Here is a 24538-nt window from a genome sequence, read left to right as displayed (position 1 = left end):
ACTCTAGGGGCGGGTTGCTACACGTCGATGACACCTCCCAATCGATGCGACAGTTCGCGCGCCGCCGCGAGCAGCGCCGCGGGCACGTCGCCGTCCCAGTCGGCCGGCAGGCGTTCGGCTTCGCAGGTCGTGGAGATTGCCATCACCATGTTGCCGGCCGCGTCATACACGGGCGCGCTGAATGCGTTGACCGTGACCTGGTGGCGGGGCGAGGCGGCGGCGCCTACGGCCCGCGCCAAGCCGTGCTGCCGGGCTTCGGCAATGCGCTGCGCGAACTGGCCGTTGTCGGGCTGGCCGCTGCGCGCGCGAGCCTGCAGTTCCTCGTCGACGGCCGCCTGCGTCTGCGCCGGCGGCATGAACGCGGCAAAGGCGATGCCGGTTGCCGATTGCGTGAGGCTCACAACCACGCCCGCCTGCAGGTAAGGACTGACGGGATGCGCGGACGGTTCCCAGCCCACGATGGTGGCGCCCTGGTTGCCCCACACCGCGATGCCGACGGTGCGTTGGCCGATGTGCTCGCAGATCGCCGGCAACGCCGCCATCGCGATCCGCTGCGCCTTCAGGGTGCCGAGGCCCGCCGCGCCGGTCTGGCTGCCGACTTCGCCCAGGTCGTGTGCGAAGGTGCGCAGGTACTTGCCGTCGCCAAACGCGAGCGAATGGTGACCGCTGCGGAAGATCTTTTCCACCTGACCCAGGTAGACGACGTGGTCGCCGCCGGGATACGCCGCGACCTTCACGCATTCCAGATGCGCCGCGCAATCGTCGATGATGGGCACGCCGCCCAGGCCGGTCATGACGGGGACTTCGTGGAACTTGTCGGCGCCCGACTTCGCAAACTGGTTCGAGACGTGGACCTGATGGTCGGCCAGGATGTTCACGACGAAACGCGGACAGTCGCGAAACGCCGGGTAGCTGCTGGAGGTGGTGGACTGGCTCCACAGGATCAGCGGCGGGTCCAGCGAGACCGAGCTGAACGAGTTGGCGGTGACGCCGTAGGGCTTGCCTGCCGCATCGCAGGTGGTGATCACGGTGACGCCGGTGGGAAACGCGCCAAGCGCGCGGCGGAATTCCTTGCTGTCGAAGGGTGTCATGCTCGCATCCTGTTTCGTGGGCGCCAGGCCCGCGGCAAGGCATGCAACCCGCGCCGCCGCTTCCCGCCTGGCATGGCGCCAAGTCTAGGAGCGGTGGGGAACCGGCCACAAATTGTGTTCCGGTATGCGTCTATTACGTACCGTTATGAATCGGAGGACTCAGACCGGTTCGGCAAGCTGCTCGCGAAAGTGCTTGCGCAGGTAGTCCTTGAAGGCTTGCGCGGCGGCGGACAGCTCGGCCCGGCGCGACAGGATGCAGCCCCAGTGGCGGGTGGCGTCCAGGTCCTGGATCTCGATCAGCACGCGCGAGGACTGCGCGTTGCGCTGGACCATGGTGCGCGGCAGGAAGGTGACGCAGTTGCCGGCGTCGATCATGCCAAGCAGCGTGGGCAGGGTCGACGCCGTGGTGTGCTCGAAGCTCAGCCCTTGCTTGGCGAATTCTTCCGTCAGGTGCTTGCGAAGCGACAGGTAGCGGTCCAGGAACATGATCCGGTAGGGCGCGATCATCGACAGCGTGACGCTGGCATGGGCGGCGAGCGGATGGCCGGCGGGCACGACTAGCATCACCTTTTCCTCGGCCAGCGACTGGAACTGCAACCCGCGCTGCTTGGTGTCCAGCGCTGCCACGGCGAAGTCCGCGGCGTCTTGCGTGATTGCCTGCACCACCTGCGCATAGGGCAGGTCCCGCAGCACGACCTGGATGTCCGGATAGCGCTGCTGGTAGTCGTGGATCAGGCGCGGCAGCACGGTCGCCGCCAGCATCGGCGTGCACGCCACCACGATGCGGTGGCGGCCGGTTTCGGCGCTGTTCTGAAACTGGCGCATGACATCGCGCAGCCCCGCCAAGGCGGCTTCGGCCGCGTCCCGCAGGCGGATGCCTTCGGGTGTGGCGCTGACCTGCCGCGTGGTCCGCTGCAGCAGCTTGGTGCGCAGCTTGTCTTCGAGCCGTTTGACGCGATTGGTGACGGCAGGCTGGGACAGATGCAGCTTGCGCGCGGCTTCGCTGAAGCTGCCTTCGCGCACGACCCAGAGAAAGGTTTCCAGCTCGGAAAGTTCGAGCCGGGTGAGGGCGGACGGGTCGGTGGATTGATTCATGGTGGTTATAGATGTATCACGCCGCGGAAATTGTGCATATCCGAGTCGACACCAATACTGAGCCCACTTCGACCTCTACGCGAACCCACCGGAAACCGGAAAAACAATGAGCACAACCGCCCGTCAAATGGCCCTGGTGGCCTTCCTGCAAGCCCAGAATTGTTCCAACTACGCTGGCTCGTGGAGAAATCCGTCGAGCATGACCGACTACCTGACGCCGGAGTACTACCAGCGCATCGCCCGCACGCTGGAAGACGGCTGCTTCGACATGGCGTTCTTCGACGATCGCCTGGCGATGCCGGACATCTATAACGGCAATCACCACGAGACCGTGCGCCACGGCGTGCGCGCCGTGAAGCTCGAACCGACGTCGGTGCTGATGGCAATGGCAATGGCCACCCGCCACCTTGGACTGGGCGCCACGTATTCCACGACCTACTACGAACCGTTCCATGTGGCGCGCCTGTTCGCGACGCTGGACCTCATGACCAAGGGCCGCGTGGCCTGGAACGTGGTCACCTCGATGAACGATTCGGAAGCCGCCAACTTCGGCCACACCGAACACCTGGAGCATGACCTGCGCTACGACCGCGCCGACGAATTCATGGAAGTGGTCATGGGCCACTGGGACACCTGGGAGGACGACATCATCGTCGCCGACAAGGCCGAAGGCTTCTTCGCCGATCCGGACAAGGTGCGCCGGCTGGACCACGAAGGACGCTTCTTCCGGTCGCGCGGCCCGCTGACCGTGCCGCGTTCGCCGCAGGGCAACCCGGTGATCCTGCAGGCCGGCCAGAGCGGGCGCGGGCTGGCGTTTGCGGCGCGCTGGGCCGAAGTGGTGTTCGCCAAGTACCCCACGCTGGAAGGCGGCATCAAGCAGTATCAGGCGCTCAAGGACGGCGTGGCCAAGGCCGGCCGCAATCCCGACGACCTGAAGGTGGCCGCCGAGGTCAAGATCATCGCCGCCGAAACCGAAAGCCTGGCCCGCGAAAAGCGCGACATGATCGCCGGCCTGTCGCGGCCCATCGATGGCCTGACGATGATCGGCGAGACGGCCAACATCGATTTTTCCGGCCGGCCGTACGACCAGCCCTTTACCGACGCGGAACTGGCGGCGATGTCCTGGCAGAGCCTGCGCGACAAGGTCGTGCAGGTGAGCGGCAAGAAGAATCCGTCGGTGCGCGACTTTGTCGAGGCGTCAGGCCGCGGCACGCTGAATGACGGCCCCGTCTTCTGCGGCACCGGCGAACAGGTGGCCGACATGATGGAAGAGTGGTTCAGCAAGGGGTGCGATGGCTTCGTGCTGTCGGCGACCTCGGTGCCTGGCACGTACGAGGAGATCGTGCGGCTTGTCATTCCGCACCTGCAGAAGCGCGGTCTGGTGCGCAAGGAATACGCCAGCGGCACGCTGCGCGGCAACCTGGGCCTCACCCGGCCGCGCGCCGGCGACTGGAAGGCCGGCAGCCGCTGAGGACCATGCACATGACCACTCAAAGCGTTCGGATGATGTCGGCCAGCGGCATCCTGGGTTACGGGTTTCCGGAGGCCTCGATCAAGGCGGCGATGGAACTCAAGCCTCACATGGTCGGTGTGGACGGCGGCTCCAGCGATCCCGGCCCGCATTATCTGGGATCCGGCAGGACATTGAATTCCCGCCTGGCCATGAAGCGCGACCTGTCGCTGCTGCTGCGCGCGGCCATTGCCAACGGCATCCCGATGATGGTGGGCACGTGCGGGGGCGCCGGGGGCGAGCCGCACCTGCAGGCCTGCGCCGACATCGTGCGCGAGATCGCCCGAGAGCACGGCCTGCATTTCAAGATGGCGCTGATTCATGCCGAGCAGGACCCGGCCGTGATTCGTCAGGCCATCGCCGAGGACCGCATTCGGGCGCTAGGCACGGCGGACGCATTGACGGCGCAGGATGTCGACGACGCGGTGCGCATCGTCGGCATGATGGGTCCGGAACCGTATCGCCAGGCCTTGGCCGAGGGCGCGCAGGTGATTCTGGGTGGACGGGGCACCGACCCGGCGCCTTGGGTGGCGCTTGCCATGCACCACGGCCTGCCCGAGGCGCCCGCCTGGTATGCGGGCAAGATGCTGGAGTGCGCGTGCAACGCCGCGATCCCCAAGAAGCACGATTGCCTGATGGTCACGGTGGGCGAGGACTACGTGGAAGCCGAGCCGCTCAATCCGGAATTGCGCTGCACGCCGCTGTCGGTGGCGGTGCAGGCGCTGCACGAGAACGCCAGCCCCGTGCTGCGCTATGAACCCGGCGGCTGCGTCGACACCCGCGATTGCGAGATCCGGCCAATGTCGGACCGCCGCGTGCGGATCACCGGCATGAAGTGGGAGCCTCAGCGCTACACGATCAAGCTGGAAGGCGTGAAGCGGGCGGGCTACAGCGCGGTGGCCTTTGCCGCCACGCGCGACCCCGGCCTGATCGGTCAGGCCGACAGCTTCCTGGACTTTGTGCGCACATCCACGGCGACGAAGGTCACGGCCCTCGGATTGGACCCCCAGGACTGGAAGCTGGTGCTGCGCGTCTACGGCGCAAACGGCGTGATGGGGGCCTGGGAGCCGAACCCCGGATTCCTGCCGCAGGAGCTGGCCATCGTGGCGGAAGTGGTGGGCAGGACGCAGGAGATCGCCAACGCGGCGCTGTCGCTGGCCCGCGTGACGCTGCTGCATTCCGATTTCCCGGGGCGCATGTGCCGCGAAGGCAACATGGCCTTTCCGTTTTCGCCGTCCGATATCGAGCGCGGTCCGATCTACGAATTCTTCATGCAGCACGTAATTGAAGTGGCTGATCCGCTCAGCCTGTTTCCCATCGAATACGAAACCGTCTGAGCGGGGAGAGCCGACGTGGCCAGACTGAAAGACATTGCCAAGGCCTGCAAGAGCAAGAACGCCGGGCCGTTTTCCATCACGCTGGACATCATGTTCGATGACCCGGCGTTGTTCGAGCGCGTGCGAGCCACGGGCGTCGTCAGCGCCGCGCTGATTGCACGTCTGTACGGCGTGCGTGAAGAGGACGTGCTCTTTACCGAATACCCGCCCGCGCTGGCATGGAAGGCGACGCTGCCGCGGCCCGTGGCTTCAGGCGCGGTGGGCGACGTGGATGTGTACGGCGCGCAGCAGCACGCGCCGATGCTGGATATCGAAATACCCCTGTGACGCCGGCCGGCCGTCAGCGGCCGTTTCCGGCGCACGACACCTGTTGTTCACGCACTGACTACACAAAAAAAGACAGGAGAGAGACATGAATCGAGTTTGCAAGGTAATGCTGCCCCTGGCGTTGGCGCTGCCCGCCGCGGCCATGGCGCAGGACACGCTGAAGATCGGCGCGCTGGTGACGCTGTCCGGCGCGGGCGCCGCGTGGGGCCAGGCGCTGCTGTACGGCGCCGAACTGGCGGCCGACGACGTCAACGCGCAGGGCGGCCTGGAGGTCGGTGGCAAGAAATACAAGATCAGCGTCATTCCCTACGACGACAAGTACCAGTCGGCCGATGCGGTCACGGCCGCCAACCGCCTGGTCAGCGACGACAAGGTCAAGTACATCATCGGCCCGATGGGGTCCGCGCCGGCACTGGCCGTGCAGCCGGTCACCGAGCGCGAGAAGGTCATCATCATGACGCTGGGCTTCACCAACAAGGCGCTCAGCCCGGAAAAGCCGTACTCCTTCCGTCCCAACCTGACGACCGAGGAGACGGCCCCGCCGATCATCGCGTGGCTGGTCAAGCGTTTCAGCCTGAAGAAGGTCGGCGGACTATTCCCCAACGACGAGTCCGGCCAGCAGATCTCCAATGACCTGGCCAAGGCTTACGAAAAGGCGGGCGCCGCGCTGTCGAGCAAGGAGTTCTTCGAGCGCCAACGGGTGGACATGGTGCCGTTGCTGACCCGGATGATCAGCTCGGGCATCGATGCCATCGAGCTGGACGGCAACTCGCCGGCCACGGCGGGGATGATCGTGCGCCAGGCGCGCGAACTGGGCTTCAAGGGGCCGATCGTGCGCAATGGCGGACCGGCCACGCCCGAGATCGTCGCGGTGGCCGGCAAGACGGCGACCGAGGGCATGATGGTCACGTCGTTGCAGGACCCGAACAACAAGGAGGTGGCGCACTATGCCCAGCGCTACCAGGACAAGTACAAAAAGAACATGAACGGCTTCAGCCCGGCGTTCTACGACGGCACGCACATGCTGTTCAAGGCCATGCAGAACGCGGGCACCGTGGCCGACAGCACCAGGGTGCGCGATGAGCTTGCCAAGCTGAAGGACTACAAGGGCATCCAGGGCATCGTGAACTGGAGCGGCAAGGCGCGCTATGGCATCGACCATCAGGTCGCCTCGCCGTTCTTCATCTCCGAGGTCCGCAATGGCCAGGAAGTCACCGTGGCGCGTTGCGATATCGACAAGTGCGTCGATATCCAGAAATAAGCCGGCGAAAGGGGATTTCCATGTCCAACTTGTTAGCCCAGGCGCTGGTCAACGGCGTCATCATCGGCTTGCTCTACCTGCTGATGGCGGTGGGGTTCACGCTGGTGTTCGGCGTGATGCGGGTCGTCAACTTTGCGCACGGCCAGTTCTACATGGTCGGGGCGTTCGCGACCTACGTTCTGATGAGCCACTGGCAGGCGCCATTCCTCTTGGCGCTGCTGGGCGCCTTTGTCGTGACGGCGGCGCTGGGCTGGCTCGTGGAGTGGGCCGTGCTCAAGCCCTTTCGGCACGATGAGCTGAACGGCATGATCGCAACCATCGGCGTGGGGATGATCCTGCAGTCGGTGGCGCTGGTGGTGTTTGGCCCGGACTCGCAGATCATGCCGCAGGTGGCCGAGGGCGTGTTCCACCTAGGCACGGTGATCATCCCGGCGTCGCGGCTGTACGTCGCGGTCTGCTCGGTGATCGTGCTGGCGGTGCTGTATGGGTTCCTGATCCATACGCGGCAGGGCAAGGCGTTGCGCGCCGCGGTGCAGGACATGGAGATCGCGACGGCGCAGGGCGTGCGGGCCAAGCTGATGTATCCGCTGGGCTTCAGCATCGGCGTGGGGCTGGCGGCGATCGCGGGGGCGCTGATGGCGCCGCTGTTTTCGGTCTCGCCCTTCATTGGCAGCACACCGCTGCTCAAGGCTTTCATCGTGGTGATTCTTGGCGGGCTGGGCAGCGTGCCGGGCGCGGCGGCGGCAAGCCTGCTGCTGGGCGTGTCGGAAAGCCTGGCCAGTTCCTTCATGAGCAACAGCCTCGCGGAAATCCTGATCTTCGCGCTGGTGATGGGCATTCTGGTATTGCGGCCCGCCGGGCTGCTTGGCAAGGCGGAGGCGTGAGATGGATATGAGCAAAGCCGTGTTGCCGTCGATACCGCCGGGCCAGACCGATTCCCAAACCCTGATCCGCGGGGCCGCTGCGCCGCAGCCGCTGAGGGCGGCGGGCGTTGTCGGCCTTGCGGGACTGGTCTGCATTCCGTTCCTGCTGAATCAGGCCTTCACCTATCACCTGGCCATCTTCATCTGCATCAACACCATCGTCGTGACGTCGCTGTCGGTGCTGGCCAGGGCGGGGCAGATCTCGCTGTGCCACGGCGCACTGGCGGGCATCGGGGCGTACGCGTCGGTGTTCTGCGTCAAGGGGCTGGGGCTGCCGTTCGCCGTCGGAGTGGTGGCGGCAATGGCCGCCGCGGGTCTCGTCGCCTATCTGCTCGGACGCATCGTGCTGCGATTGCAGGGCGTGTACTTCGTGCTGGTGACCTTTGCGTTCGGCGAACTGTTGCGCCTGGTGCTGCTGGAGTTCGGTGATGTCACGGGCGGCGCCAACGGCATCACCAACATTCCCCCGGCCGCCATCGCCGGTTACGTCTTCCTGGACAAACCGGCGTTCTATGCGCTGGCCGCGGTGATCGCCATTGCCGTGCTGGCCTTTTTCCGGTGGTTCTACGCCTCGCCGGCCGGCGAAGCCGTGGACGCGGTGGGCGAGAACCCGGCGCTGGCCGAGTCCAGCGGCATCGGCGTGCGCCGCACGCAGTTGTTCGCGTTCACGCTGGCCAGCGTCTTCGCCGGGCTGGGGGGCGCGCTGCTGGCGCACTACGTCGGCTACATCTCGCCCGAATCCTTCAACATGCACCTGTCGGTCGCGCTCATCATCATGATGGTGGTCGGCGGACGCAGATACCTGTTGGGCGGGCTGGTGGGCGCGCTGGTCATGACGCCGCTGCCCGAGTTCTTCCGCGGGGCGGTGGAATCGCAGGACATCCTGTACGGCGTGGCGTTGATTCTGATGTTGCGGTTCTTGCCGCAAGGGCTGGCCGGCATGCGCCTGCCGCGTAAATGGAGGAAGCAGCCATGACAACGGCAACGACTTCGCGGCCCTTGCTTGAGGTCAAGGGCCTGTCCAAGCGCTTCGGCGGCCTGCAGGCGGTCAGCGGCCTGGATCTGCATGTGGCACGCGACGAAGTGGTGGGACTGATCGGCCCGAACGGCGCCGGAAAGAGCACCGCCTTCAACCTGATCAGCGGCACGCTGATTCCCACGGCCGGCCAAGTGGTGCTGGAAGGCGCGGACATTACGGGCAAGGCGCCTAGCGCGGTGGTGCGGCGCGGCCTGGCCCGCACGTTCCAGTCGACCTCGGTCTACCAGGGCGCCACGGTGGCGCAGAACCTGCTGCGCGGCGCGCTGTCTACGCTGCCCGGCTCCGTGTGGACGCATACCGTCACCACCCGCGCCCGCAAGGCCGCGTTGCAGCGCGTGGCGCGCGAGGTGGACGAGATTCTGGAGCTGTCCGGCCTGGGCCCTTACCGGGACGTGGCAGCGGGCGGGCTGGCCTATGGTCACCAGAAACTGCTGGGCGTAGCCATCGGCTTTGCGACGAACCCCAAGATCCTGCTCCTGGACGAGCCCGCCGCCGGCCTGAATGGCGAGGAGTGCGCCGAACTGGGCCGGCTGCTGCAACGGCTGCGCACGCATCGCGGCATTTCCGTGCTGTTCGTCGAACACCACATGGCCGTGGTGATGGAACTGTGCCATCGCATCTACGTGCTGGTGCAAGGGCGCAAGATCGCGGAAGGCACGCCGCAAGAGATCCAGTCCAACCCTGCCGTGATCGAAGCCTATCTGGGAGCCCCCGACTATGCCCATGCTTGAAGCCCAATCGATTGCCGTGCGCTACGGGCAGCTGGAGGCCGTGCACGACGTGTCGCTGCAGGTCGGCGACGGCGAGATCGTGGCGCTGGTGGGATCCAACGGCGCCGGCAAATCCACCACGCTCAAGGCGATGATGGGACTGAAGACGCTGGCGCGCGGCGACCTGCGCTGGGATGGCCAGTCCATCGCCGCCATGCCCGCCGCCGGCCGCGTGGCGCGCGGCATCGCGCTATCGCCCGAAGGCAGGCGCCTGTTTCCGCGGATGACAGTCATGGACAACCTGGAACTGGGCGCGTACACCACGCGTTGCGCGGCCACGCGGCGGCGCACGCTCGACATGATCTATGGACTGTTTCCGCGCGTGCAGGAGCGGCGCGCGCAGATGGCCGGGTCGCTGTCGGGCGGCGAGCAGCAGATGGTGGCGATTGGCCGGGCGCTCATGGCCCAGCCGAAACTGCTGCTGCTGGACGAACCATCGCTGGGGCTCGCGCCCAAAGTCATCGCGGAAATCGCCCACGCGGTTGAGAAGCTGAACCGGGAATCGGGACTGTCCATCGTCCTGGTGGAGCAGAACGCCCGGTTGGCCATGCGGCTGTCGCACCGCGCCTATGTGCTGGAGCGCGGCGAAATCGTGCGCACCGGCACCGGCCAGGAACTGCTTGAAGACGATTTCGTAAGGCAAGCCTATCTTGGCGTATAAGGGCGTAGGAGGCGCCCGGCCATGACCGACAACTTACCCTGCTATGAAGTCTATGCGTTGCGCTACGCGCGCATGACACGTCCGGCCTCGCACAATTTCATCCTGCACGACGCGCACGATGGCACCGTGGAGATGGACTTCTATGTCTGGCTGATCAAGCTGGGCGACACGGCCATCCTGGTCGACACCGGCTTTGGCGAACGGGGCGCGACGCAGCGCGGACGGCCGCTGGACTGCTGCCCCATTGAAGCGCTGCGCCATCTTGGCGTGCGGCCCGAACAGATCCGGGACGTCATCCTGACCCATCTGCATTGGGACCACGCCGGCAACCTCGACAAGCTGCCCAATGCACGGTTCCACCTTCAGGAGGCCGAAGCGGCGTTCGCGACGGGCCCGTGCATGTGCCAGCCCGTGCTGCGCCGCGCCTTCGCGGTCGAGGATGTCTGCGAGTTCGTGCACCGGCTGTACGAAGACCGCGTCGAGTTTCACGATGGCGACGACGTCCTGCAACCTGGCATCGAACTGCTGCGCATCGGCGGCCATACCAAAGGACTGCAGGCGGTGCGCGTGCATACGGCGCGCGGCTGGGTCGTGCTGGCCTCGGACGCCGCGCACTACTACGACAACGCCACGCTGAAGCTGCCGTTTCCTGTCGTGGTGGACGTGGAGCAGATGCTGGCCGGGCACAAGCGCCTCTTGAAGCTGGCGGGCTCGGTCAGCCACTTCGTGCCGGGCCACGATCCGCTGGTGCTCAAACGCTATCCCCGCCTGCCGGGCGACCTGCCCGTGCCGGTCGCCGTGCTGCACGAAAACCCCCTGGATTGAACCCCCAAGCGGCGCGTCCGCCCGGCGCGCCGATCCCTACATTGGAACCCTGGTCATCATGCATGCAACCTCCAATCTGCGCGCCCCGTCTTCCAGCCTGGCGCTGGGCCTGGCCCGCTTTGCGCGCGGCCTGACGCTCGAATCGCTTCCGGCTGCGGTGCGCGAGAAATCGCTGCTCCACATCATCGACGCCATCGGGCTGGGCCTCGCCGCGCACCAGTTCGACTTCGCCGGGCCGGGCCTAGCCGGCATCCGCGCGGCCGGCGCACCTGGCGACGCCACCGTCATCGGCGGCGGCCCGGCCTTGCAGGCCCGCGACGCCGCCATGGCCAACGGCTACCTCATGCACGGGCTGGACTTCGACGACACGCACCCCGGCGCCATCGTGCACCCGTCGGTGGCGTGCCTGCCCGCCGCGCTGGCACTCGCCGAGACCCGCGACCTGCGCTGGGGCGAATTGCTCAGCGCCTACGCCATCGGCATGGAGGCCGCGATCCGCCTCGGCCGGTCCGTCAAAGGCGGCTTTCATCAGGGCGGCTACCACGCCACCGGCGTCGTGTCCCACTTCAGTTCGGCGCTGGTCGCCGGCAAGCTGCTGAGCCTGACCGAGGAACAGCTCGTGGCCGCGCAGGGCATCGCGGCCAGCACCGCGTCCGGCGTACAGGTGTTCCTGGAAGACGGCGCCTGGACCAAACGCCTGCATCCGGGGTGGGGCGCCTTTGCCGGCATCACCGCCGCCCAGATGGCGCAGGCCGGCTTCTTTGGCCCGCGCCGGCCGTACGAAGGACAATTCGGCCTGTACGAAACCCACATGCAGGCCCGTGCCGACCAGGTCGACGCCGATTCCGTCATCAGCGCGCTCGGCCACGAATGGACGCTGCTGGAAACCTCGATCAAGCCGTACCCCGTCTGCCACTTCATCCACGGCTGCGCCGAAGCCGCGCTGCGGCTCCAGGCCACCATCCAGGACGCCGGCCGCATCCGTTCGGTCGCGTGCGAGCTGCCCGCGCCCACGCTGCCCATCGTCGCCGAGCCCGCGCACATCAAGACCCGACCGCGCAGCGACTACGACGCCAAATTCAGCGTGCAATTCGTCGTGGCCGCCTGCCTGACGCTCGGCCGCTTCACGCTGCAAGAACTGGCGCCGGCCAGGTTGGCCGACCCCGCGCTGCTATCGCTCGCGGGCCGCACCACCTGCCGCGCACAGGAAGTCACCGCATTCCCGAAGTACTTCTCGGGCGCGGTAACCGTCACGCTGCACGACGGCACGCAACTGCGCGAAGAAGTGCCCATCAACCTGGGCAGCGGCGAACGCGCGCTGCGCCAGACCGACATCGTCGACAAGTTCCGCGCCAATGCCGGCCTCACGCTGCCGGAAGTGCGCACCACGCTGATCCTGGACGCCTTCCTGTCCGCAGAGCCGTCCACCCCGGTTCGTGACCTGACCAAGCTCCTGGCCTGAGCGCTGGCCTGGGACATCCGCGGGATGGGCAAAGGCGGCTGGCCGCAGTATCCTAGCCAGCCGTCCGATGGCGGCCCGCCGCCGGCGCCGCCGCGCCTGCGGACGATTCGCAACGCTGGCCCCAACAAGAAGATGTCACGCCATGGACATGCGCCAACTGCGCTACTTTGTGACGGTCGCCGAAGAGCTCAGCTTCCGGCGAGCCGCCGAAAAGCTCAACATCTCGCAGCCGCCGCTCTCGCAGCACGTCAAATCGCTTGAAGAGGAAATGGGCGTGCAGCTCTTCCAGCGCACCCGCCGCGAGGTCCGGCTGACGCCGGCAGGCCAGGCCTTCCTGCGAGAGACCCGCATCCTGCTCGACCAAATGCGTACCGCCGTCAACGCCGCCGTGCGCGCCGGCAACGACGACTCCGGCGTGCTGAGGGTCGGCGTCGCGACCTCCGCACTGTTTCACCTGGTCTCCGTCATCCAACGCCAGGTTGCCGCGGAATTCCCCGGCGTCACGCTGTCGCTGGTGGACATGGTGTCGGCCGAGCAGGTCAGGGCGGTCTCGCTAGGCCTGCTCGACGCAGGCATTGTCCATGCGCGCCCGGAACGCACCGACGTGCGGCGCCAGCTCATCCACCGCGAGCCCTTGGTCGCAGTGCTGCCCAGCCGGCATCCCCTGGCGCAGAAAGAAGGCTTTCAGCTGTCCATGCTGTCCGACGAACCCATGGTCGCGCTGCATCGCGAGCACGGACCCGCAATCTACGACGCCATCGTCGCCTGCTGCCACGAGGCCGGCTTCAGCCCCGACATCCGCCACATGGCCCGCAGTCCGCTCACGATCTTCCAGATGGTCCGGCTTGGCTTGGGTGTGTCCATTGCGCCGGCATCCTATGCCACGACGGGCTTTGCGGGCGTGGTGTTCCGCGAACTGCCGCAGAGCGCGGGACAGGTCTGCATGGAAATCATCTGGAGCGAAAAGCACGCCACGGATTTGACCCGGCGGGTCGTGGGACACGTGGCAAAGCGCATGGCGCTGGACGTTTGAGGCCTGGGCGGGAGTCCGTGCTGTGGCCGGTGTCAGACACCCGGCAGCAGCATCCGCAAATTCCGGCGTCAGTGCATGAGGGTGTCAGACACCTGAATCAGTCCTACACACCGCAAGCGCGCAGCGCAGGCCCGTCGACGCAAGACACCGCGTAAGCCCCACCAGGCCGCCCGCGCGGCCAATGTGGGGCGGGCCCCGCAAGACGCTTCAACCTTGCACCGACGCCGATAGAAACCTCAAGAACTCAACCCTCCCCAGCGCCCGTGAAGTTCAAACCACCGGAGCCCGGTGTGGCGGCGGCCTGGGGTGCGCGGGGCGTGTAGATGCGCCCGAGGGAATCTGAAGGCAGTCGCCGAAGGCGACAACGAAGATGACGAAGGGGCAGTCCGGAGCGAAGGCTCCGGACCGCAATCGTAGCCCCGCGCGCCCCAGGCCGCCGCCGCGCCGGGCGTCAACAGAACCACACCCTGAGCCAGCCAAACACGCAAAAAAAGCCGTCAGCCCACGTGATCAGATCAAATCCCCAACTCAAACCCCCGCAGGCAATTCAACCTTCACACGCCCATCGATCAACTGAATAACAGCAGGGTGATAGTTCAACGCAAACCCCGCATCCCGCGCCCGGCACATCATGTCATGCGTATACGCCCCGATCCGCGGACTGAATCCACCTTCCTTCGCCAAATCCAGCGCCAACGAGCAATCCTTGATGGCGTAAGTCATCGGAAACGTCTTCTCCGGAAAGTCATCCTTGGCCAACGACTTCATCCCATGGTTGCGCAACACAAAACTGTCAGCCGACCCCTGAGACAACAGCGACAGCAACTTCTCCGCGTCCATCCCAGCCTGCCGGCCGATCGTGATCGCCTCGGACAGCGCATTGACCGTCATAAACACCATGTAGTTGTTCAAAATCTTCACGATCTGCCCGCTTCCCACCTCCCCGCAATGCAGCACATCGCTACCCATGCACTTCAGATAGGAACCGACCCGCGCAAAGTCCGATTCGGCCCCACCCACGCTGATGAACAGCTTCCCGTCCACGGCAGCCTGCTTGGTGCGCGCCACCGGCGCATCCAGAAACGCAATGCCTTCCACCTTCAACCGCTCCGCCAGCGCCCGCGTGCGCGACACGTTGCTCGTGCTCATGTCCACGACCAGCGACGGCCGGCGCCCCGCCGCCAGCATGGCCTCGCAGACTGATTCCACCTGATCAATGGAAGGCAGCGACAGAAAGACAATATCCGCCTTCTCCGCCACCCGCGCCACGCCGTCGACAATCTCCGCCCCATGCGACTGCGCCTCATCCGCCGCCGCCTGCACCGAGTCGTATGCCACCACCTTGCGGCCGCTCTTCTTCAGCAGATTCGCGCACATCGGCCCGCCCATCACGCCAAGCCCGATAAACCCCAGGATCTCCGATCCGTTCTGTTCCATGCCATGTCTCCTTGTTGTTCAGGTACGCGGCGCGGCATTCGCGCCCCGCGCCTTGATGGCCTTGATCACTTTCTCGTAGGTCCTGTATTCGTTCGCCTGAAATGCCGCGAACTCCTGCGGACTGGACCCCACCGGGATGAACGACAACGCCTCGAACTTCGCCTTCACCGCCGGGTTCTGCAACGCCTGCTGCGTCGCCGCGTACACCTTATCGATCACCGCCTGCGGCGTCCCCGCCGGCGCCCAGATCCCATACCAGCTCGGCATATCGAACCCCGCGTAACCCGCCTCCGCCACCGTCGGAATGTCCGGAATCGCCGCCACGCGCTGGCTGCTCGTCACCGCCAGCGCCCGCAGCTTGCCGTCCTTCACGTGCGGATACGCCGACGCCATCGGCTCCGTCATCGCCGTCACCTGGCCACCCATCAGATCCACCAGCGCCGGACCGCCGCCGCGATACGGAATCACCTCCATCTTCACGCCCGCCTGCTCGTTGACCAGCTCGCACGCCAGATGGCCCGCCGCTCCGTAAGCCGCGATCGCCCACGTCAGTTCGCCCGGCTTCGCCTTAGCGCCCGCCACCAGATCCTTCAGCGACTGGTACGGGCTGTCCTTACGCACCAGCACAAGCTGCGGCTGCGCGCCGATCTCCGTGATCGGCGCGAAGTCCTTCAGTGCGTCGTAGGTCACCGTATCCAGCAGCAGCGGATTGGCCACCTGCAGCGACGCATTCAGCAGCAGCGTGTAGCCGTCCGGCTCCGCCTGTTTCACATACCGGGCGCCCAGCACGCTGCTCGCGCCCGGCTTGTTCTCGATAATCACCGGCTGGCCCAGCGCCTCCTGCAAAGCCTGCCCCAACGTGCGCGCCACCGTATCCACCGAACCGCCGGGTGGAAACGGCACCACCATGCGGATCGGCTGCGTCGGCCACGCGGCCGTCGCATGCGCCGCGTGCGACAGGGGCAGGGCGGCCGCCGCCACGAGCGCCGTCAAGGCGGCGCGCAGGACGCGGCGCCTCGCGGGCCGAGGCTCCAGTTTTCTTGCGTTCATGTCTCTTCCTTTGGCAGGTTGGCCTGAGCTCGATTGGCTCAGGTCCGTATGGCGAAGGGGTCTCGGACCGCTTCGGAAAAATCGATCATCACGTTGCGGGTGGTCAGGAACTCGCGCAGCCCGGCTTCGCCCCGCTCGCGGCCGATGCCCGATTGCTTGAATCCGCCAAAGGGCGCCTGGGCCGCGATGGCGCGGTACGTGTTTACCCAGACCGAGCCTGCCCGCATCGCGCGCGACACCCGCATGGCGCGGTTCAGGTCCCGCGTCCAAAGGCCGGCCGCCAGGCCATAACGCGTGCCGTTAGCCATACGGATGGCGTCCTCCTCCGTATCGAAGGGAATGACAGCCAGCACCGGCCCGAAGACTTCTTCCTGCGCCAGGTCGCTGTCATTGTCGACCCCCGAGAAAATGGTCGGCTCGATAAAGTAGCCGAGCTCCAAGCCCGGACCTTCGGCCCGCTTGCCGCCGCAAGCCAGCGTGGCGCCGGCGCCTTGCGCGCGGTCGATGGTCGCCAGGATGCGGTCGAATTGCGGCCGGTTGGCGACTGTGCCCATCTCGGTCGCCGTATCCAGCGGATTGCCCAGCCGGATCTTGCGCGCACGGTCGATCAGCGGCTGCAGAACACGGTCCATCACGCTGCGCTGCACCAGCAACCGGGATCCCGCCACGCAGGTCTGGCCCGTCGCGCCAAAGATCCCGGCCAGCGCGCCCACGATCGCCTTGTCCAGGTCGGCATCTTCAAAGATGATGTTCGGCGACTTGCCGCCCAACTCCAGCTTTACCGGCGTCAGCCGCCGGCCCGCCAGGGAGGCGATCTCGGCGCCCACGCCGGGACTGCCCGTAAAGCTGATCAGCGCGATGCCGGGATGTTCAACCAGCGCGCGGCCGGTATCGGCGCCACCCGTGACCACGTTGAACACCCCGTCCGGAAAGCCCGCCGCCTGCACCAGGCTGGCGAATTCCAGCGTCGAGGCGGACGCGTGTTCGCTGGGCTTGACCACCACGCAATTGCCGGCGGCCAGCGCCGGCGCCAGCTTGTTGGCCAGCAGCGCCAGCGGCGAGTTCCAGGCCGTGATCAGGGCCGCCACGCCAAAGGGCTCCAGGCTCAGGTAGTCCAGCGTGTCCGGCTGGTCCAGCGGAATTTGCTGGCCATAAAGCTTGTCGGCATAGCCGGCGTAGTAGCGCAGCTGCCGTCCGACCCACACCATCTGCGGCCGGGTTTCGCGGATGATCTTGCCGTTGTCGGTGGATTCGATGCGCGCCATCCGGTCGGCGTTCTGTTCGATCAGTTCCGCCAGCCGCAGCATGCACTGCGCCCGCTTGATGCCGGGCGTATGGCGCCACGTCTGTTCAAAGGCGTGTTCCGCCGCCTTCACGGCGCGGTCCACGTCCTGCGCGCAGCCGTCGGGGATTTCCGCCCAGGCTTCGCCCGTGTACGGGTTGTGGGTGGCGATCATGCGTCCCCGCGCGGGCGGGGTGCTCTGACCATTGATGAACAAGCCATAACGCTGCATGGACACGGTCTCCGATTGGCATGAGGGGATTCTTCTTGCGAAGCGGGGCCGGTAAGTCCGGCGGGTGCCGCTTCGTGCCATGCGCAAAGTCTGGGGCCGTGTGTTGCACGCGTCCAATACGGAATTGCGAATTCAGTGATAGCGAATCGTGGCGTGTAGTGGGGCCGCGCCCGGCGCGGACTGGGCGCAGGGGCGGGCCTATGCGGCTGAGGGTTTACCCGCCCGTCTTGCCGTCCTTGCGATGCGACCGGAACAAAAGATGGGTCGCCGCCAGATGAAAGCGCACGGCGATCTCGGCGCATTCGGGATCGCGCGCGCGGATGGCGGCGATGATCTGGCGATGGTGGTCCACGCTGCGCAGCATGTCGTCGCGGCCGTAGAAGTAGAACGAGCCGATGATGATCGGCATGTCCAGCAGGTTTTCGACCAGGGACCGCACCCGCGCCGATTGCGCGGCTTCGAGCAGGGCGTGGTGGAACAGGTTGTTGTAGTGCTGGACTTGGGCGACGTGGTCGGGCGCGCCAGAGTTGACGGCGTCGAGCATGCACTGGTTGATGCGTTCCAGTTCGTCGATCTGCTCGGGCGTGGCACGCTCGGCGGCGGTCTTGGCGGAATAGGGCTCGAGCAGCATGCGCAGCTCGAAGGCTTCGTCGATGTCGCGATCCTGCCAGCCCAGCACGACCGCGCCGCGCCGGCCTTCGCGGGTGACCAGGCCGTCCGCGATCAGGCGTTCGATAGCGTTGCGCACGGGCGTGCGGCTGACGGAAAGCTGGGTCGCGATGTGTTCCTCGCGCAGCGGCTCGCCGGGCAGGAACGATCCGGCCATCAGGCGGCGGCGCAACTCTCCGTACACGTAATCACTGGCGCTCGACATGACGCGGCTTGGCTCTTCTCGGATTTCGAAGCTGGGACTATAACAACGGCGCGCGGGGCCATGGGCGCCAAGGCTTCGGCCGCCGCGCCCGCGGGTTCTACACGTTCACCCCGTGTTCCGCCAGCCGCGCCAGGAAGCGCGGCCAGACCTCCGGATTGAGCAGCCGCGCCGGCTTGCGTCCGGCAAGCATGTCCATGATCTGCGTGGCCGAACCCTGCGCCACCTTGCGGCGGCCTTCGTGCGTGACGCCGCCCGTGTGAAAAGCGGCGGCCACGTCTGGGCGCTGCAGGAGGCCGCTGCGCGGAGGCGGCGGTTCCACCTGCCATACGTCCAGGCCAGCACCCGCAATGTGTCCGGATTCCAGCGCCGCGAGCAGGGCGTCTTCGTCATGGATACCGCCGCGTGCGGTGGACACGAACAGCGCGCCGCGCTTCATCCGGCGCAAGGCAGCGGCATCGACCATTCCCCGCGTGACGGTGTTCAGCGGGCAGTGCAGGCTGACGATGTCCGCCTGCGCCAATAGCGCGTCGAACGTGACCGGCGCCGCGCCGCGTTCGGCGATCTGCGCGTCCGTCAGCAGCGGGTCATACGCAATGACCTGCAAGCCGAAGCCCGCCGCAATGCGCGCCACCCGGCGTCCGATCTCGCCGATGCCCACGATGCCGATGACCCGGCCCTCGATCTCGTGGCCCATCAGGGCCTCGCGGCTGACGGCGGTGCCCGCGCGCAGCGCGGCTTCCGATTCGCCCAGCCGCTTGACCAGCGACAGCAGCAGGGCAAAGGTCATTTCGGCGACCGAGGCGGCGTTGGCGCCGGCCTGGTTGACGACGGCCACGCCCGCGCGGGTGCAGGCGGCCACGTCTACCGTGTCGTAGCCTGCGCCGCCCGAAGACACGCACAGCAACTGCGGGCACTGGGCCAGCAGGTCCGCCGACACCTGCCAGCGGGCCGGAACTTCGTCCTTGGCCGCGCTGACGTGGTACGCGTGCGCGCCGGCCAGGCCAGCGGCCGTCACGGCATCGCCATCGGCCGGCAGCACGCGCAGGTCCAGCGAGTCGTCCTGAGCAATGGTCTCGTCGAACACCGGATCGATCCACAGATCCAGACGTGCGACGCGCAACTGAGGCCTGCTGACTGCCGCATCGCTCATGGCTAGACTCCCGTGCAACCCAACGAACGCAGGCGGGCGTCGACCCACGACGTATCCAGCGTGCCGGCGGCAATGTCCGCCAGCATCTTGGTTTCGACGTCGTGCTTTGCCGCCGCGGCCTCAAAAATGGCCTGCGCCTGGTCGTACGGCACGGCCAGCAGGCCGTCGTCGTCGCCCAGGATCAGGTCGCCCGGGGCGATCGTCATGCCGTCCAGCGCGACCACGCAGTTGATCTCGCCGGGGCCGTCCTTGTACGGGCCGCGATGCGTGACGCCGGCCGCATAGACGGGAAAGGCGCTGCGGCGGATGGTGCCGCAGTCGCGGATGGCGCCGTTGATGATGATGCCCGCGATGCCGCGCGACTCGGCGTAGGTCGTCATGATCTCGCCGATGATCGCGTTGGTCAGGTCGCCGCCGGCATCGACCACGATGACGTCGCCCGGTTGCGCCAGGCTCAGCGCCTTGTGCACCAGCAGGTTGTCGCCGGGACGCGTACGCACGGTGAGGGCGGGGCCGGCCAGCGGCGTGCCGTCGTGCATGGGCCGCAGGCGCGCGCCGCCGGCCGTCATGCGCGACATGCAGTCGCTGACGTTGGCGACCGGCACCTGGCGGAATTTATCGACCAGTTCCTTGCTGACCGCGCGCTGGCGGGCGTGGATTTCAAAACCTGTCATCACTGCTCCTGATAGCTGGATGGATATGTGTTCGGGGTCATTGCTTGGGGATGCCGGCTTCCTGCACGACCTTGCCGAAGGCGTCGTGGTCCGCGCGATGGCGGCGTGCCAGGTCTTCGGGCGAGCCCTTGAGGACGCTGTAGCCGGCGTCTTCAAGCTTCTTGATCAATTCGGGGTTCGACTGCACCTTCTGCAGCTCGCTGTTCAGCGCGGCGACCACGTCGTCCGGCGTCTTGCCCGGCGCCATCAGGCCCCACCAGATCGACTGGTTGATGGTCGGAAAACCGCTTTCCGGAAAGGTCGGCACGTCGGGCAGGGCGGGTGAACGCTCGGTGGCAACGACGCCCAGCGCACGCACTTTGCCACCGCGAATCTGCGGCAGCAGCGACGCGACGGAGCCAACGTAAATGTCGATGCGGCCGCTGGCCAGATCGGGGAAGGCCTGGCTCCAGCCGCGGTACGGCACATGCATCAGTTCCATGTTTGCCGCCTTGCGCCACAAGTAGCCGGTCAGGTCGCCCGTGCCGCCGATGCCGGGAATGCCGAGCGAAACCTGGTTGGGACGCGCCTGCGCGGCCTTGACGACGTCGGCGATGGTCTTGAACGGCGAATCGGGCACCACGACGAACACGCTGGGCGAAGACGCCACGGGGCCGACCGGCTTGAAGTCCTTGAAGGTGTCGTAGCTGAGCTTGCTGTAGAGCCAGGGGTTCAGCACGATGTTGTCAGTCTGCGCCATGACCAGCGTGTGGCCGTCGGGTTGGGCGCGCGACGTGGCGTCCAGGGCGAGGTTGCCGCCCGCGCCGGGCTTGTTTTCCACCACGATGTTCCAGCCGGCGTCCTGGCTGATGGCGCTGCCGATCATGCGCGTCAGGGTGTCCGTGCCGCCGCCGGGGGGGAACGGCGAGATCAGCGTGATCGGGGCCTTGCCCAGGTCGGCGGCGTGGGCAGTGGCGCAGCCCAGCACGAGCGTGGCGGCCAGCAGTTGCTTGAACAGTTTCATTGTCTTCCTCACGAAGTGATATGCAGATTCAGTCCGCGCTCTGTGGCGCGGTGGGGATGTCAGGATTGGCGGGCCAGCGTGGTCAGCCAGGCAAGGCGTGCTTCGACCGTGTCGGGCGCCGGGGCTTCGCCCTTGGCGCGCGCGGCCTCGATGCCGCGGGTGGAGCGCGCAAAGAGCTGTTCGACGCCATCGAGGACCAGCGGCTCAAGGCCCGCTTCATGCAGCTGGTCGCGGGCTTCGCGCACTTCGGCAAGCCGGCGCGGCGCGTGCAGCACGTGCGAGCGCACGAACGAGTCCATGAACGCCGTCAGCGGCGTGCGGTCGATGTCGGCCAGCACTTCGTACAGCGATTCGCGCAGACCCATGCGCTCGGCCGCCACCAGGCATTCGACGGCCAGGCTTTCCATGCCCTTGGTCATGATGCTGCGCAGGAGCTTCAGGCGCACGGCGTCGCCGGGCTTGCCTTCGATGATCCGGACCGTGGCGCCCGCGCTTTCGCCAAGCGCCGTCACCACGGCCGCGCCTTCGCCGGCGCATAGCAGTGGCGTTTTTTCGGCCAGCAGCGCGATGGCTCCCATGATGGCCACGTCCATGAAAGGGATGGCGCTTGCGGCGGCCGCCGCGGCTGCCTTCTGCATGTCGGGCGCGCTGGCGGTGGTGAAATCCGCGTAGACGGCGCCGGCGCGCATGTGGGGAAGGGCTTGCGCGGCGACTTCTGCCGCGCTGTAGCCGTACACGGCCGAGACCACGACGTCGGCCTCGGCCAGCCAGGCGCCCGGTTCGGCATGCAAGGCCGCGTCCGCGGCCTTGGCGCGGTCCGCCATTTCGGCATCCGAGCGCAGGTCGCAGATGCCGACGATGCGATGTCCTGCGGCGATCCAGGCCCGGGTGTAGCAATGGCCGACCTCTCCGCATCCAATCAGTGCGATTTTCATCTTAAAAACACATTAAAAAAACAATACGTGTTTATAGATCGGCAAGTTACGCGGGAAAAGAAGGTGTTTACCCTAGGTTTTTTCACAAACAAAGTACATTAAAAAAACAATCAGGCCTTCCGTTGCAGCAGGTGGTAGCCCAGTGCGGCGCGCGCTTCACGAATGGTCGCGCCCTGGCTGATCCGCTCGCGGATCGCGGCCTCCACGGCTTCGATCTTGCGCGCGGTCTCGGCCACGTCGCGAGCGCGCTCGCGCGGCACGATCACCACGCCGTTGGCGTCGGCCACCACGATGTCACGCGCGGCCACACGCACGGTGCCCACGGCAACGGTGGTATTGACCGATTCCACCTCCACCCGGTCCTTGCCCGTGCGCATGAAGCGGCCGGCGCTGAAAACCGGATAGCCGTCGCCCAGCGCCTTGCCCACGTCGCGGCACACGCCGTCAATCACGGTGCCGGCGATGCCACGCAGCCCGGCGTATTGCGTCATGATGTCGCCCCACACCGTGCAGTCGGTGCGGCCATCGTTGTCGATCACCACGATGTCGCCTTCGGCGACGTCATCGATGAAGTCGCCGACGGTGCCGGCGGGCGTCGCGGCGGGAACGTACTTGACCGTGAAGGCGGGGCCGACAACCGGGCGGGCATAGTTGTCCAGCGGCATGATGCCCAGCGCCTGGCCGTGCAGGCCCAGCTTGTCCATGGCGTCGGACACGCCCGGCGTATCCAGTCCTTCAAAAAGGGCGACCAGCTCCTGGTCGTGTGCAGCGGCTTTCTTGGGGTTTGTCATCGTCGTTCCTTTGGTGAGTGGGGCAGTGAAGGTGCGTCGGATCACTTCGCGTGGATGGCTTCGAATTCCTTGTCGTGCATGACCTCGGCGACCGAGCGGCCCGCGCGCACGGCGGCGACCATGCCGTCCTGCCGCTTTGCAATGCGTTCGGCCAGATCCAGCACTTCATCGATGCGGGCCGCGGGCACGAACACCGCGCCGCAGCGGTCCGCGATGACGTAATCGTCTTCATGCACCGTGACGCCGGCCATCTGCACGGGCTTGCCGGCATCGATCTGGATCACGCGGTTGCGGGCGCTGATCATCGTCACGCCGCGTCCATAGACGGGATAGCCGATCGATTCGCTGCCTTCGATGTCGCGGCTCAGGCCGTCGATGACCGATCCGCGCACGTGTTTGGCGCGCGCCGCGTTGGCCAGGATGTCGCCCCAGCAGGAAATGCCCTCGGCGCCGCCGGCGATCACCAGCACGCGGTCGCCGGTCTGAACGGCATCGATGACGGGCGAGATCAGATGCACGGCCGGCTTGGCGTCCGTTTTGGGACCCAGCTGGATGGTGCTGGCGCGGCCGACGATCTTCGGGCAGTCCCACAGCGGCCGCAGGCCGTAGGTGGCGCCGGGTAGTCCCAGAAAGTCCAGGGCGTCCGAGACGGTATTGGTATCCAGCGAGGCAAGGCGATCGAGCGTGGCTGCTTGGGACATGGGGAAACCTCCTGAGTGAAGGCTTCATTATCTGAACCATGTCTTGATAGATAAAATCGTTTTCAAGTATCTCTGTGATACGGTTTCAGGATCAGCGCGGCAGCGCGCAAACGGCGATGAGGGCATGGGATGAGCACGATCGACTTCAGGCTGATACGGCAACTCTGGATGTTTCTGGCAGTGGCCGAGGAACGGCACTTCGGACGGGCAGCGGCGCGCCTGGGCATGTCGCAGCCGCCGCTGACCGAGCAGATCAAGGTGCTGGAACAATCGCTGAAACTCCGGCTTTTCGAACGCTCGCGCCGGGGCACGCAGTTGTCGGCGGCGGGCGCGGCGATCCTGCCCGCCGTGCGCCAGTTTGCCGGTCAGGTCGAACACCTGGAGCGCGTCGTGCGGGAGGTCGCGTCGGGCCAGTCGGGCGTGCTGCATGTGGGCGCGATCACCTCGGCAATGCTGGACACCGTTCCGCCGCTGCTCAATGAGCTGAAGCGGGCGCACCCGGGCCTGACGGTCTTCGTGCGGGAGATCGACAGTGTCGAGGCGGTGCCGGCGCTGCTGTCGGGGGAACTGGACATGGCGTTCGTGCGCATCGATGGCGACGTCGGCGAGGGCATCTCGACGCTGCCGTTGACCGAGGACCGGTTGGCCGTGGCGCTGCCTGACGACCACAAGCTGGCGGCGCTGCCTCGCGTGCGTCTTCAGTCGTTGGCGGCGGAGCAGCTTGTGATGTCGTCCCGGCAGGTCAGCCCGGTGTATTTCGACATGCTCACCGCGATCTGCCGCGCCCACGGCTTCACGCCCCGCGTGCTGCACGAGGTGCGGTCGGTGGCTTCGCAGGTCGCCTATGTGGGATGCGGCCAGGGCGTGGCGCTGGTGCCGGCGTCGATGAAAAAGCTGGCGCCTGCCAACGTCGTCATCCGGCCGTTGAAGGAAAAGGTCATGGTGGTCACGGCCGCGCTGGCGTGGAATGCCGCGCGGTTTCACCCGCTGGTCGAGGTGGCGGTGCAGTGGCTTGAAAAGACGTATCGCAAGCGGCGTCCGGAAGGGTGATGCCAGGGGACGCGGCAAGCGCTGC

At 66.5% G+C, this 24538-nt stretch carries 24 protein-coding genes; 12 read left to right on the top strand and 12 right to left on the bottom strand.

Features of this window, described 5'->3' with window-relative positions:
- Window positions 1-17: 17 nt before the first annotated feature.
- Together CLM73_RS16065 and CLM73_RS16060 are read right to left on the bottom strand one after the other, a co-directional pair.
- Window positions 18-1091, bottom strand: a complete 1074-nt coding sequence (locus tag CLM73_RS16065) for a flavin reductase (RefSeq protein ID WP_105239280.1) — start codon at window positions 1089-1091, stop codon at window positions 18-20.
- A gap of 159 nt (window positions 1092-1250) precedes the next feature.
- Window positions 1251-2186: a LysR family transcriptional regulator gene (locus tag CLM73_RS16060; RefSeq protein WP_234015649.1), complete on the bottom strand. Its 936-nt coding sequence runs from the start codon at window positions 2184-2186 to the stop codon at window positions 1251-1253.
- Between the two features lie 106 nt (window positions 2187-2292).
- Here CLM73_RS16060 and CLM73_RS16055 point away from each other — a divergent pair, with 106 nt between their 5' ends.
- The 11 genes from CLM73_RS16055 to CLM73_RS16005 all read left to right on the top strand — a co-directional run bounded on the left by CLM73_RS16055 (window position 2293) and on the right by CLM73_RS16005 (window position 13334).
- Window positions 2293-3657 (top strand): LLM class flavin-dependent oxidoreductase, encoded by a 1365-nt coding sequence (locus tag CLM73_RS16055; RefSeq protein ID WP_105239279.1) that lies wholly within the window; start codon window positions 2293-2295, stop codon window positions 3655-3657.
- Between the two features lie 11 nt (window positions 3658-3668).
- Window positions 3669-5033, top strand: a complete 1365-nt coding sequence (locus CLM73_RS16050; protein ID WP_234015648.1) for an acyclic terpene utilization AtuA family protein — start codon at window positions 3669-3671, stop codon at window positions 5031-5033.
- A gap of 15 nt (window positions 5034-5048) precedes the next feature.
- Window positions 5049-5360, top strand: coding sequence for a DUF4387 domain-containing protein (locus tag CLM73_RS16045; RefSeq protein WP_105239277.1), 312 nt, complete (start codon window positions 5049-5051; stop codon window positions 5358-5360).
- Between the two features lie 85 nt (window positions 5361-5445).
- Window positions 5446-6621, top strand: a complete 1176-nt coding sequence (locus CLM73_RS16040; RefSeq protein ID WP_105239276.1) for an ABC transporter substrate-binding protein — start codon at window positions 5446-5448, stop codon at window positions 6619-6621.
- A gap of 20 nt (window positions 6622-6641) precedes the next feature.
- The gene (locus CLM73_RS16035) at window positions 6642-7505 is read left to right on the top strand and encodes a branched-chain amino acid ABC transporter permease (RefSeq protein ID WP_199778153.1); all 864 of its coding nucleotides are present in this window, start codon (window positions 6642-6644) and stop codon (window positions 7503-7505) included.
- A 7-nt stretch (window positions 7506-7512) separates the two neighbouring features.
- On the top strand, window positions 7513-8520 hold the full coding sequence (locus CLM73_RS16030; protein WP_234015647.1) for a branched-chain amino acid ABC transporter permease: 1008 nt from the start codon (window positions 7513-7515) through the stop codon (window positions 8518-8520).
- Window positions 8517-9314 carry an ABC transporter ATP-binding protein gene (locus CLM73_RS16025; RefSeq protein ID WP_105239274.1) on the top strand — a complete coding sequence of 266 codons (798 nt, stop codon included), beginning with the start codon at window positions 8517-8519 and terminating at the stop codon, window positions 9312-9314. The genes CLM73_RS16030 and CLM73_RS16025 overlap by 4 nt, the downstream gene beginning before the upstream one ends.
- Window positions 9301-10014: an ABC transporter ATP-binding protein gene (locus tag CLM73_RS16020; protein ID WP_105239273.1), complete on the top strand. Its 714-nt coding sequence runs from the start codon at window positions 9301-9303 to the stop codon at window positions 10012-10014. Before CLM73_RS16025 ends, CLM73_RS16020 begins: the two co-directional genes overlap by 14 nt.
- A 21-nt stretch (window positions 10015-10035) precedes the next feature.
- Window positions 10036-10839 (top strand): N-acyl homoserine lactonase family protein, encoded by an 804-nt coding sequence (locus CLM73_RS16015; RefSeq protein ID WP_105239272.1) that lies wholly within the window; start codon window positions 10036-10038, stop codon window positions 10837-10839.
- Between the two features lie 58 nt (window positions 10840-10897).
- Window positions 10898-12301 carry an MmgE/PrpD family protein gene (locus CLM73_RS16010; protein ID WP_105239271.1) on the top strand — a complete coding sequence of 468 codons (1404 nt, stop codon included), beginning with the start codon at window positions 10898-10900 and terminating at the stop codon, window positions 12299-12301.
- A 142-nt stretch (window positions 12302-12443) separates the two neighbouring features.
- Entirely contained in the window at window positions 12444-13334 is an 891-nt protein-coding gene (locus CLM73_RS16005) for a LysR family transcriptional regulator (RefSeq protein ID WP_105239270.1), read from the top strand.
- A gap of 528 nt (window positions 13335-13862) precedes the next feature.
- Here the strand turns inward: CLM73_RS16005 and CLM73_RS16000 are convergent.
- From CLM73_RS16000 to CLM73_RS15955, 10 genes are all read right to left on the bottom strand, one after another.
- On the bottom strand, window positions 13863-14771 hold the full coding sequence (locus tag CLM73_RS16000) for an NAD(P)-dependent oxidoreductase (RefSeq protein WP_105239269.1): 909 nt from the start codon (window positions 14769-14771) through the stop codon (window positions 13863-13865).
- 18 nt (window positions 14772-14789) lie between these two features.
- Window positions 14790-15821 carry a Bug family tripartite tricarboxylate transporter substrate binding protein gene (locus CLM73_RS15995; RefSeq protein WP_105239268.1) on the bottom strand — a complete coding sequence of 344 codons (1032 nt, stop codon included), beginning with the start codon at window positions 15819-15821 and terminating at the stop codon, window positions 14790-14792.
- A gap of 38 nt (window positions 15822-15859) precedes the next feature.
- Window positions 15860-17335 carry an aldehyde dehydrogenase gene (locus CLM73_RS15990; protein WP_105239267.1) on the bottom strand — a complete coding sequence of 492 codons (1476 nt, stop codon included), beginning with the start codon at window positions 17333-17335 and terminating at the stop codon, window positions 15860-15862.
- A 214-nt stretch (window positions 17336-17549) separates the two neighbouring features.
- Entirely contained in the window at window positions 17550-18209 is a 660-nt protein-coding gene (locus CLM73_RS15985; RefSeq protein ID WP_105239266.1) for a GntR family transcriptional regulator, read from the bottom strand.
- A gap of 97 nt (window positions 18210-18306) precedes the next feature.
- Window positions 18307-19359 carry an NAD(P)-dependent oxidoreductase gene (locus CLM73_RS15980; protein ID WP_105239265.1) on the bottom strand — a complete coding sequence of 351 codons (1053 nt, stop codon included), beginning with the start codon at window positions 19357-19359 and terminating at the stop codon, window positions 18307-18309.
- 2 nt (window positions 19360-19361) lie between these two features.
- On the bottom strand, window positions 19362-20033 hold the full coding sequence (locus CLM73_RS15975; RefSeq protein ID WP_105239264.1) for an RraA family protein: 672 nt from the start codon (window positions 20031-20033) through the stop codon (window positions 19362-19364).
- 37 nt (window positions 20034-20070) lie between these two features.
- Window positions 20071-21036: a Bug family tripartite tricarboxylate transporter substrate binding protein gene (locus CLM73_RS15970; protein WP_105239263.1), complete on the bottom strand. Its 966-nt coding sequence runs from the start codon at window positions 21034-21036 to the stop codon at window positions 20071-20073.
- Between the two features lie 59 nt (window positions 21037-21095).
- A complete protein-coding gene (locus CLM73_RS15965; protein ID WP_105239262.1) occupies window positions 21096-21971 on the bottom strand; it encodes an NAD(P)-binding domain-containing protein in 876 nt (291 codons plus the stop codon).
- A gap of 110 nt (window positions 21972-22081) precedes the next feature.
- A complete protein-coding gene (locus tag CLM73_RS15960; RefSeq protein WP_105239261.1) occupies window positions 22082-22762 on the bottom strand; it encodes an RraA family protein in 681 nt (226 codons plus the stop codon).
- Window positions 22763-22803: 41 nt separating this feature from the next.
- Window positions 22804-23463 (bottom strand): RraA family protein, encoded by a 660-nt coding sequence (locus tag CLM73_RS15955; RefSeq protein WP_105239260.1) that lies wholly within the window; start codon window positions 23461-23463, stop codon window positions 22804-22806.
- A gap of 129 nt (window positions 23464-23592) precedes the next feature.
- Here CLM73_RS15955 and CLM73_RS15950 point away from each other — a divergent pair, with 129 nt between their 5' ends.
- Window positions 23593-24513, top strand: coding sequence for a LysR substrate-binding domain-containing protein (locus CLM73_RS15950; protein ID WP_105239259.1), 921 nt, complete (start codon window positions 23593-23595; stop codon window positions 24511-24513).
- The last annotated feature ends 25 nt before the right edge of the window (window positions 24514-24538 follow it).

This window comes from Achromobacter spanius (genome assembly GCF_002966795.1).
Classification (GTDB): domain Bacteria; phylum Pseudomonadota; class Gammaproteobacteria; order Burkholderiales; family Burkholderiaceae_B; genus Achromobacter; species Achromobacter spanius_D.
This window is presented reverse-complemented; position numbering and strand designations above follow the sequence as displayed.

Excerpts from the sequence above, each read along its gene's own strand:
- CLM73_RS15960 (WP_105239261.1), bottom strand. The coding sequence starts at position 22,762 with ATGACAAACCCCAAGAAAGCCGCTGCACACGACCAGGAGCTGGTCGCC.
- CLM73_RS16000 (WP_105239269.1), bottom strand. The coding sequence starts at position 14,771 with ATGGAACAGAACGGATCGGAGATCCTGGGGTTTATCGGGCTTGGCGTG.
- CLM73_RS16050 (WP_234015648.1), top strand. The coding sequence starts at position 3,669 with ATGACCACTCAAAGCGTTCGGATGATGTCGGCCAGCGGCATCCTGGGT.
- CLM73_RS16005 (WP_105239270.1), top strand. The coding sequence starts at position 12,444 with ATGGACATGCGCCAACTGCGCTACTTTGTGACGGTCGCCGAAGAGCTC.
- CLM73_RS15965 (WP_105239262.1), bottom strand. The coding sequence starts at position 21,971 with ATGAAAATCGCACTGATTGGATGCGGAGAGGTCGGCCATTGCTACACC.
- CLM73_RS15950 (WP_105239259.1), top strand. The coding sequence starts at position 23,593 with ATGAGCACGATCGACTTCAGGCTGATACGGCAACTCTGGATGTTTCTG.
- CLM73_RS16060 (WP_234015649.1), bottom strand. The coding sequence starts at position 2,186 with ATGAATCAATCCACCGACCCGTCCGCCCTCACCCGGCTCGAACTTTCC.
- CLM73_RS16040 (WP_105239276.1), top strand. The coding sequence starts at position 5,446 with ATGAATCGAGTTTGCAAGGTAATGCTGCCCCTGGCGTTGGCGCTGCCC.
- CLM73_RS16025 (WP_105239274.1), top strand. The coding sequence starts at position 8,517 with ATGACAACGGCAACGACTTCGCGGCCCTTGCTTGAGGTCAAGGGCCTG.
- CLM73_RS15985 (WP_105239266.1), bottom strand. The coding sequence starts at position 18,209 with ATGTCGAGCGCCAGTGATTACGTGTACGGAGAGTTGCGCCGCCGCCTG.
- CLM73_RS16020 (WP_105239273.1), top strand. The coding sequence starts at position 9,301 with ATGCCCATGCTTGAAGCCCAATCGATTGCCGTGCGCTACGGGCAGCTG.
- CLM73_RS16030 (WP_234015647.1), top strand. The coding sequence starts at position 7,513 with ATGAGCAAAGCCGTGTTGCCGTCGATACCGCCGGGCCAGACCGATTCC.
- CLM73_RS16010 (WP_105239271.1), top strand. The coding sequence starts at position 10,898 with ATGCATGCAACCTCCAATCTGCGCGCCCCGTCTTCCAGCCTGGCGCTG.
- CLM73_RS16065 (WP_105239280.1), bottom strand. The coding sequence starts at position 1,091 with ATGACACCCTTCGACAGCAAGGAATTCCGCCGCGCGCTTGGCGCGTTT.
- CLM73_RS16055 (WP_105239279.1), top strand. The coding sequence starts at position 2,293 with ATGAGCACAACCGCCCGTCAAATGGCCCTGGTGGCCTTCCTGCAAGCC.
- CLM73_RS15970 (WP_105239263.1), bottom strand. The coding sequence starts at position 21,036 with ATGAAACTGTTCAAGCAACTGCTGGCCGCCACGCTCGTGCTGGGCTGC.
- CLM73_RS15990 (WP_105239267.1), bottom strand. The coding sequence starts at position 17,335 with ATGCAGCGTTATGGCTTGTTCATCAATGGTCAGAGCACCCCGCCCGCG.
- CLM73_RS15975 (WP_105239264.1), bottom strand. The coding sequence starts at position 20,033 with ATGACAGGTTTTGAAATCCACGCCCGCCAGCGCGCGGTCAGCAAGGAA.
- CLM73_RS15955 (WP_105239260.1), bottom strand. The coding sequence starts at position 23,463 with ATGTCCCAAGCAGCCACGCTCGATCGCCTTGCCTCGCTGGATACCAAT.
- CLM73_RS15995 (WP_105239268.1), bottom strand. The coding sequence starts at position 15,821 with ATGAACGCAAGAAAACTGGAGCCTCGGCCCGCGAGGCGCCGCGTCCTG.
- CLM73_RS16035 (WP_199778153.1), top strand. The coding sequence starts at position 6,642 with ATGTCCAACTTGTTAGCCCAGGCGCTGGTCAACGGCGTCATCATCGGC.
- CLM73_RS15980 (WP_105239265.1), bottom strand. The coding sequence starts at position 19,359 with ATGAGCGATGCGGCAGTCAGCAGGCCTCAGTTGCGCGTCGCACGTCTG.
- CLM73_RS16015 (WP_105239272.1), top strand. The coding sequence starts at position 10,036 with ATGACCGACAACTTACCCTGCTATGAAGTCTATGCGTTGCGCTACGCG.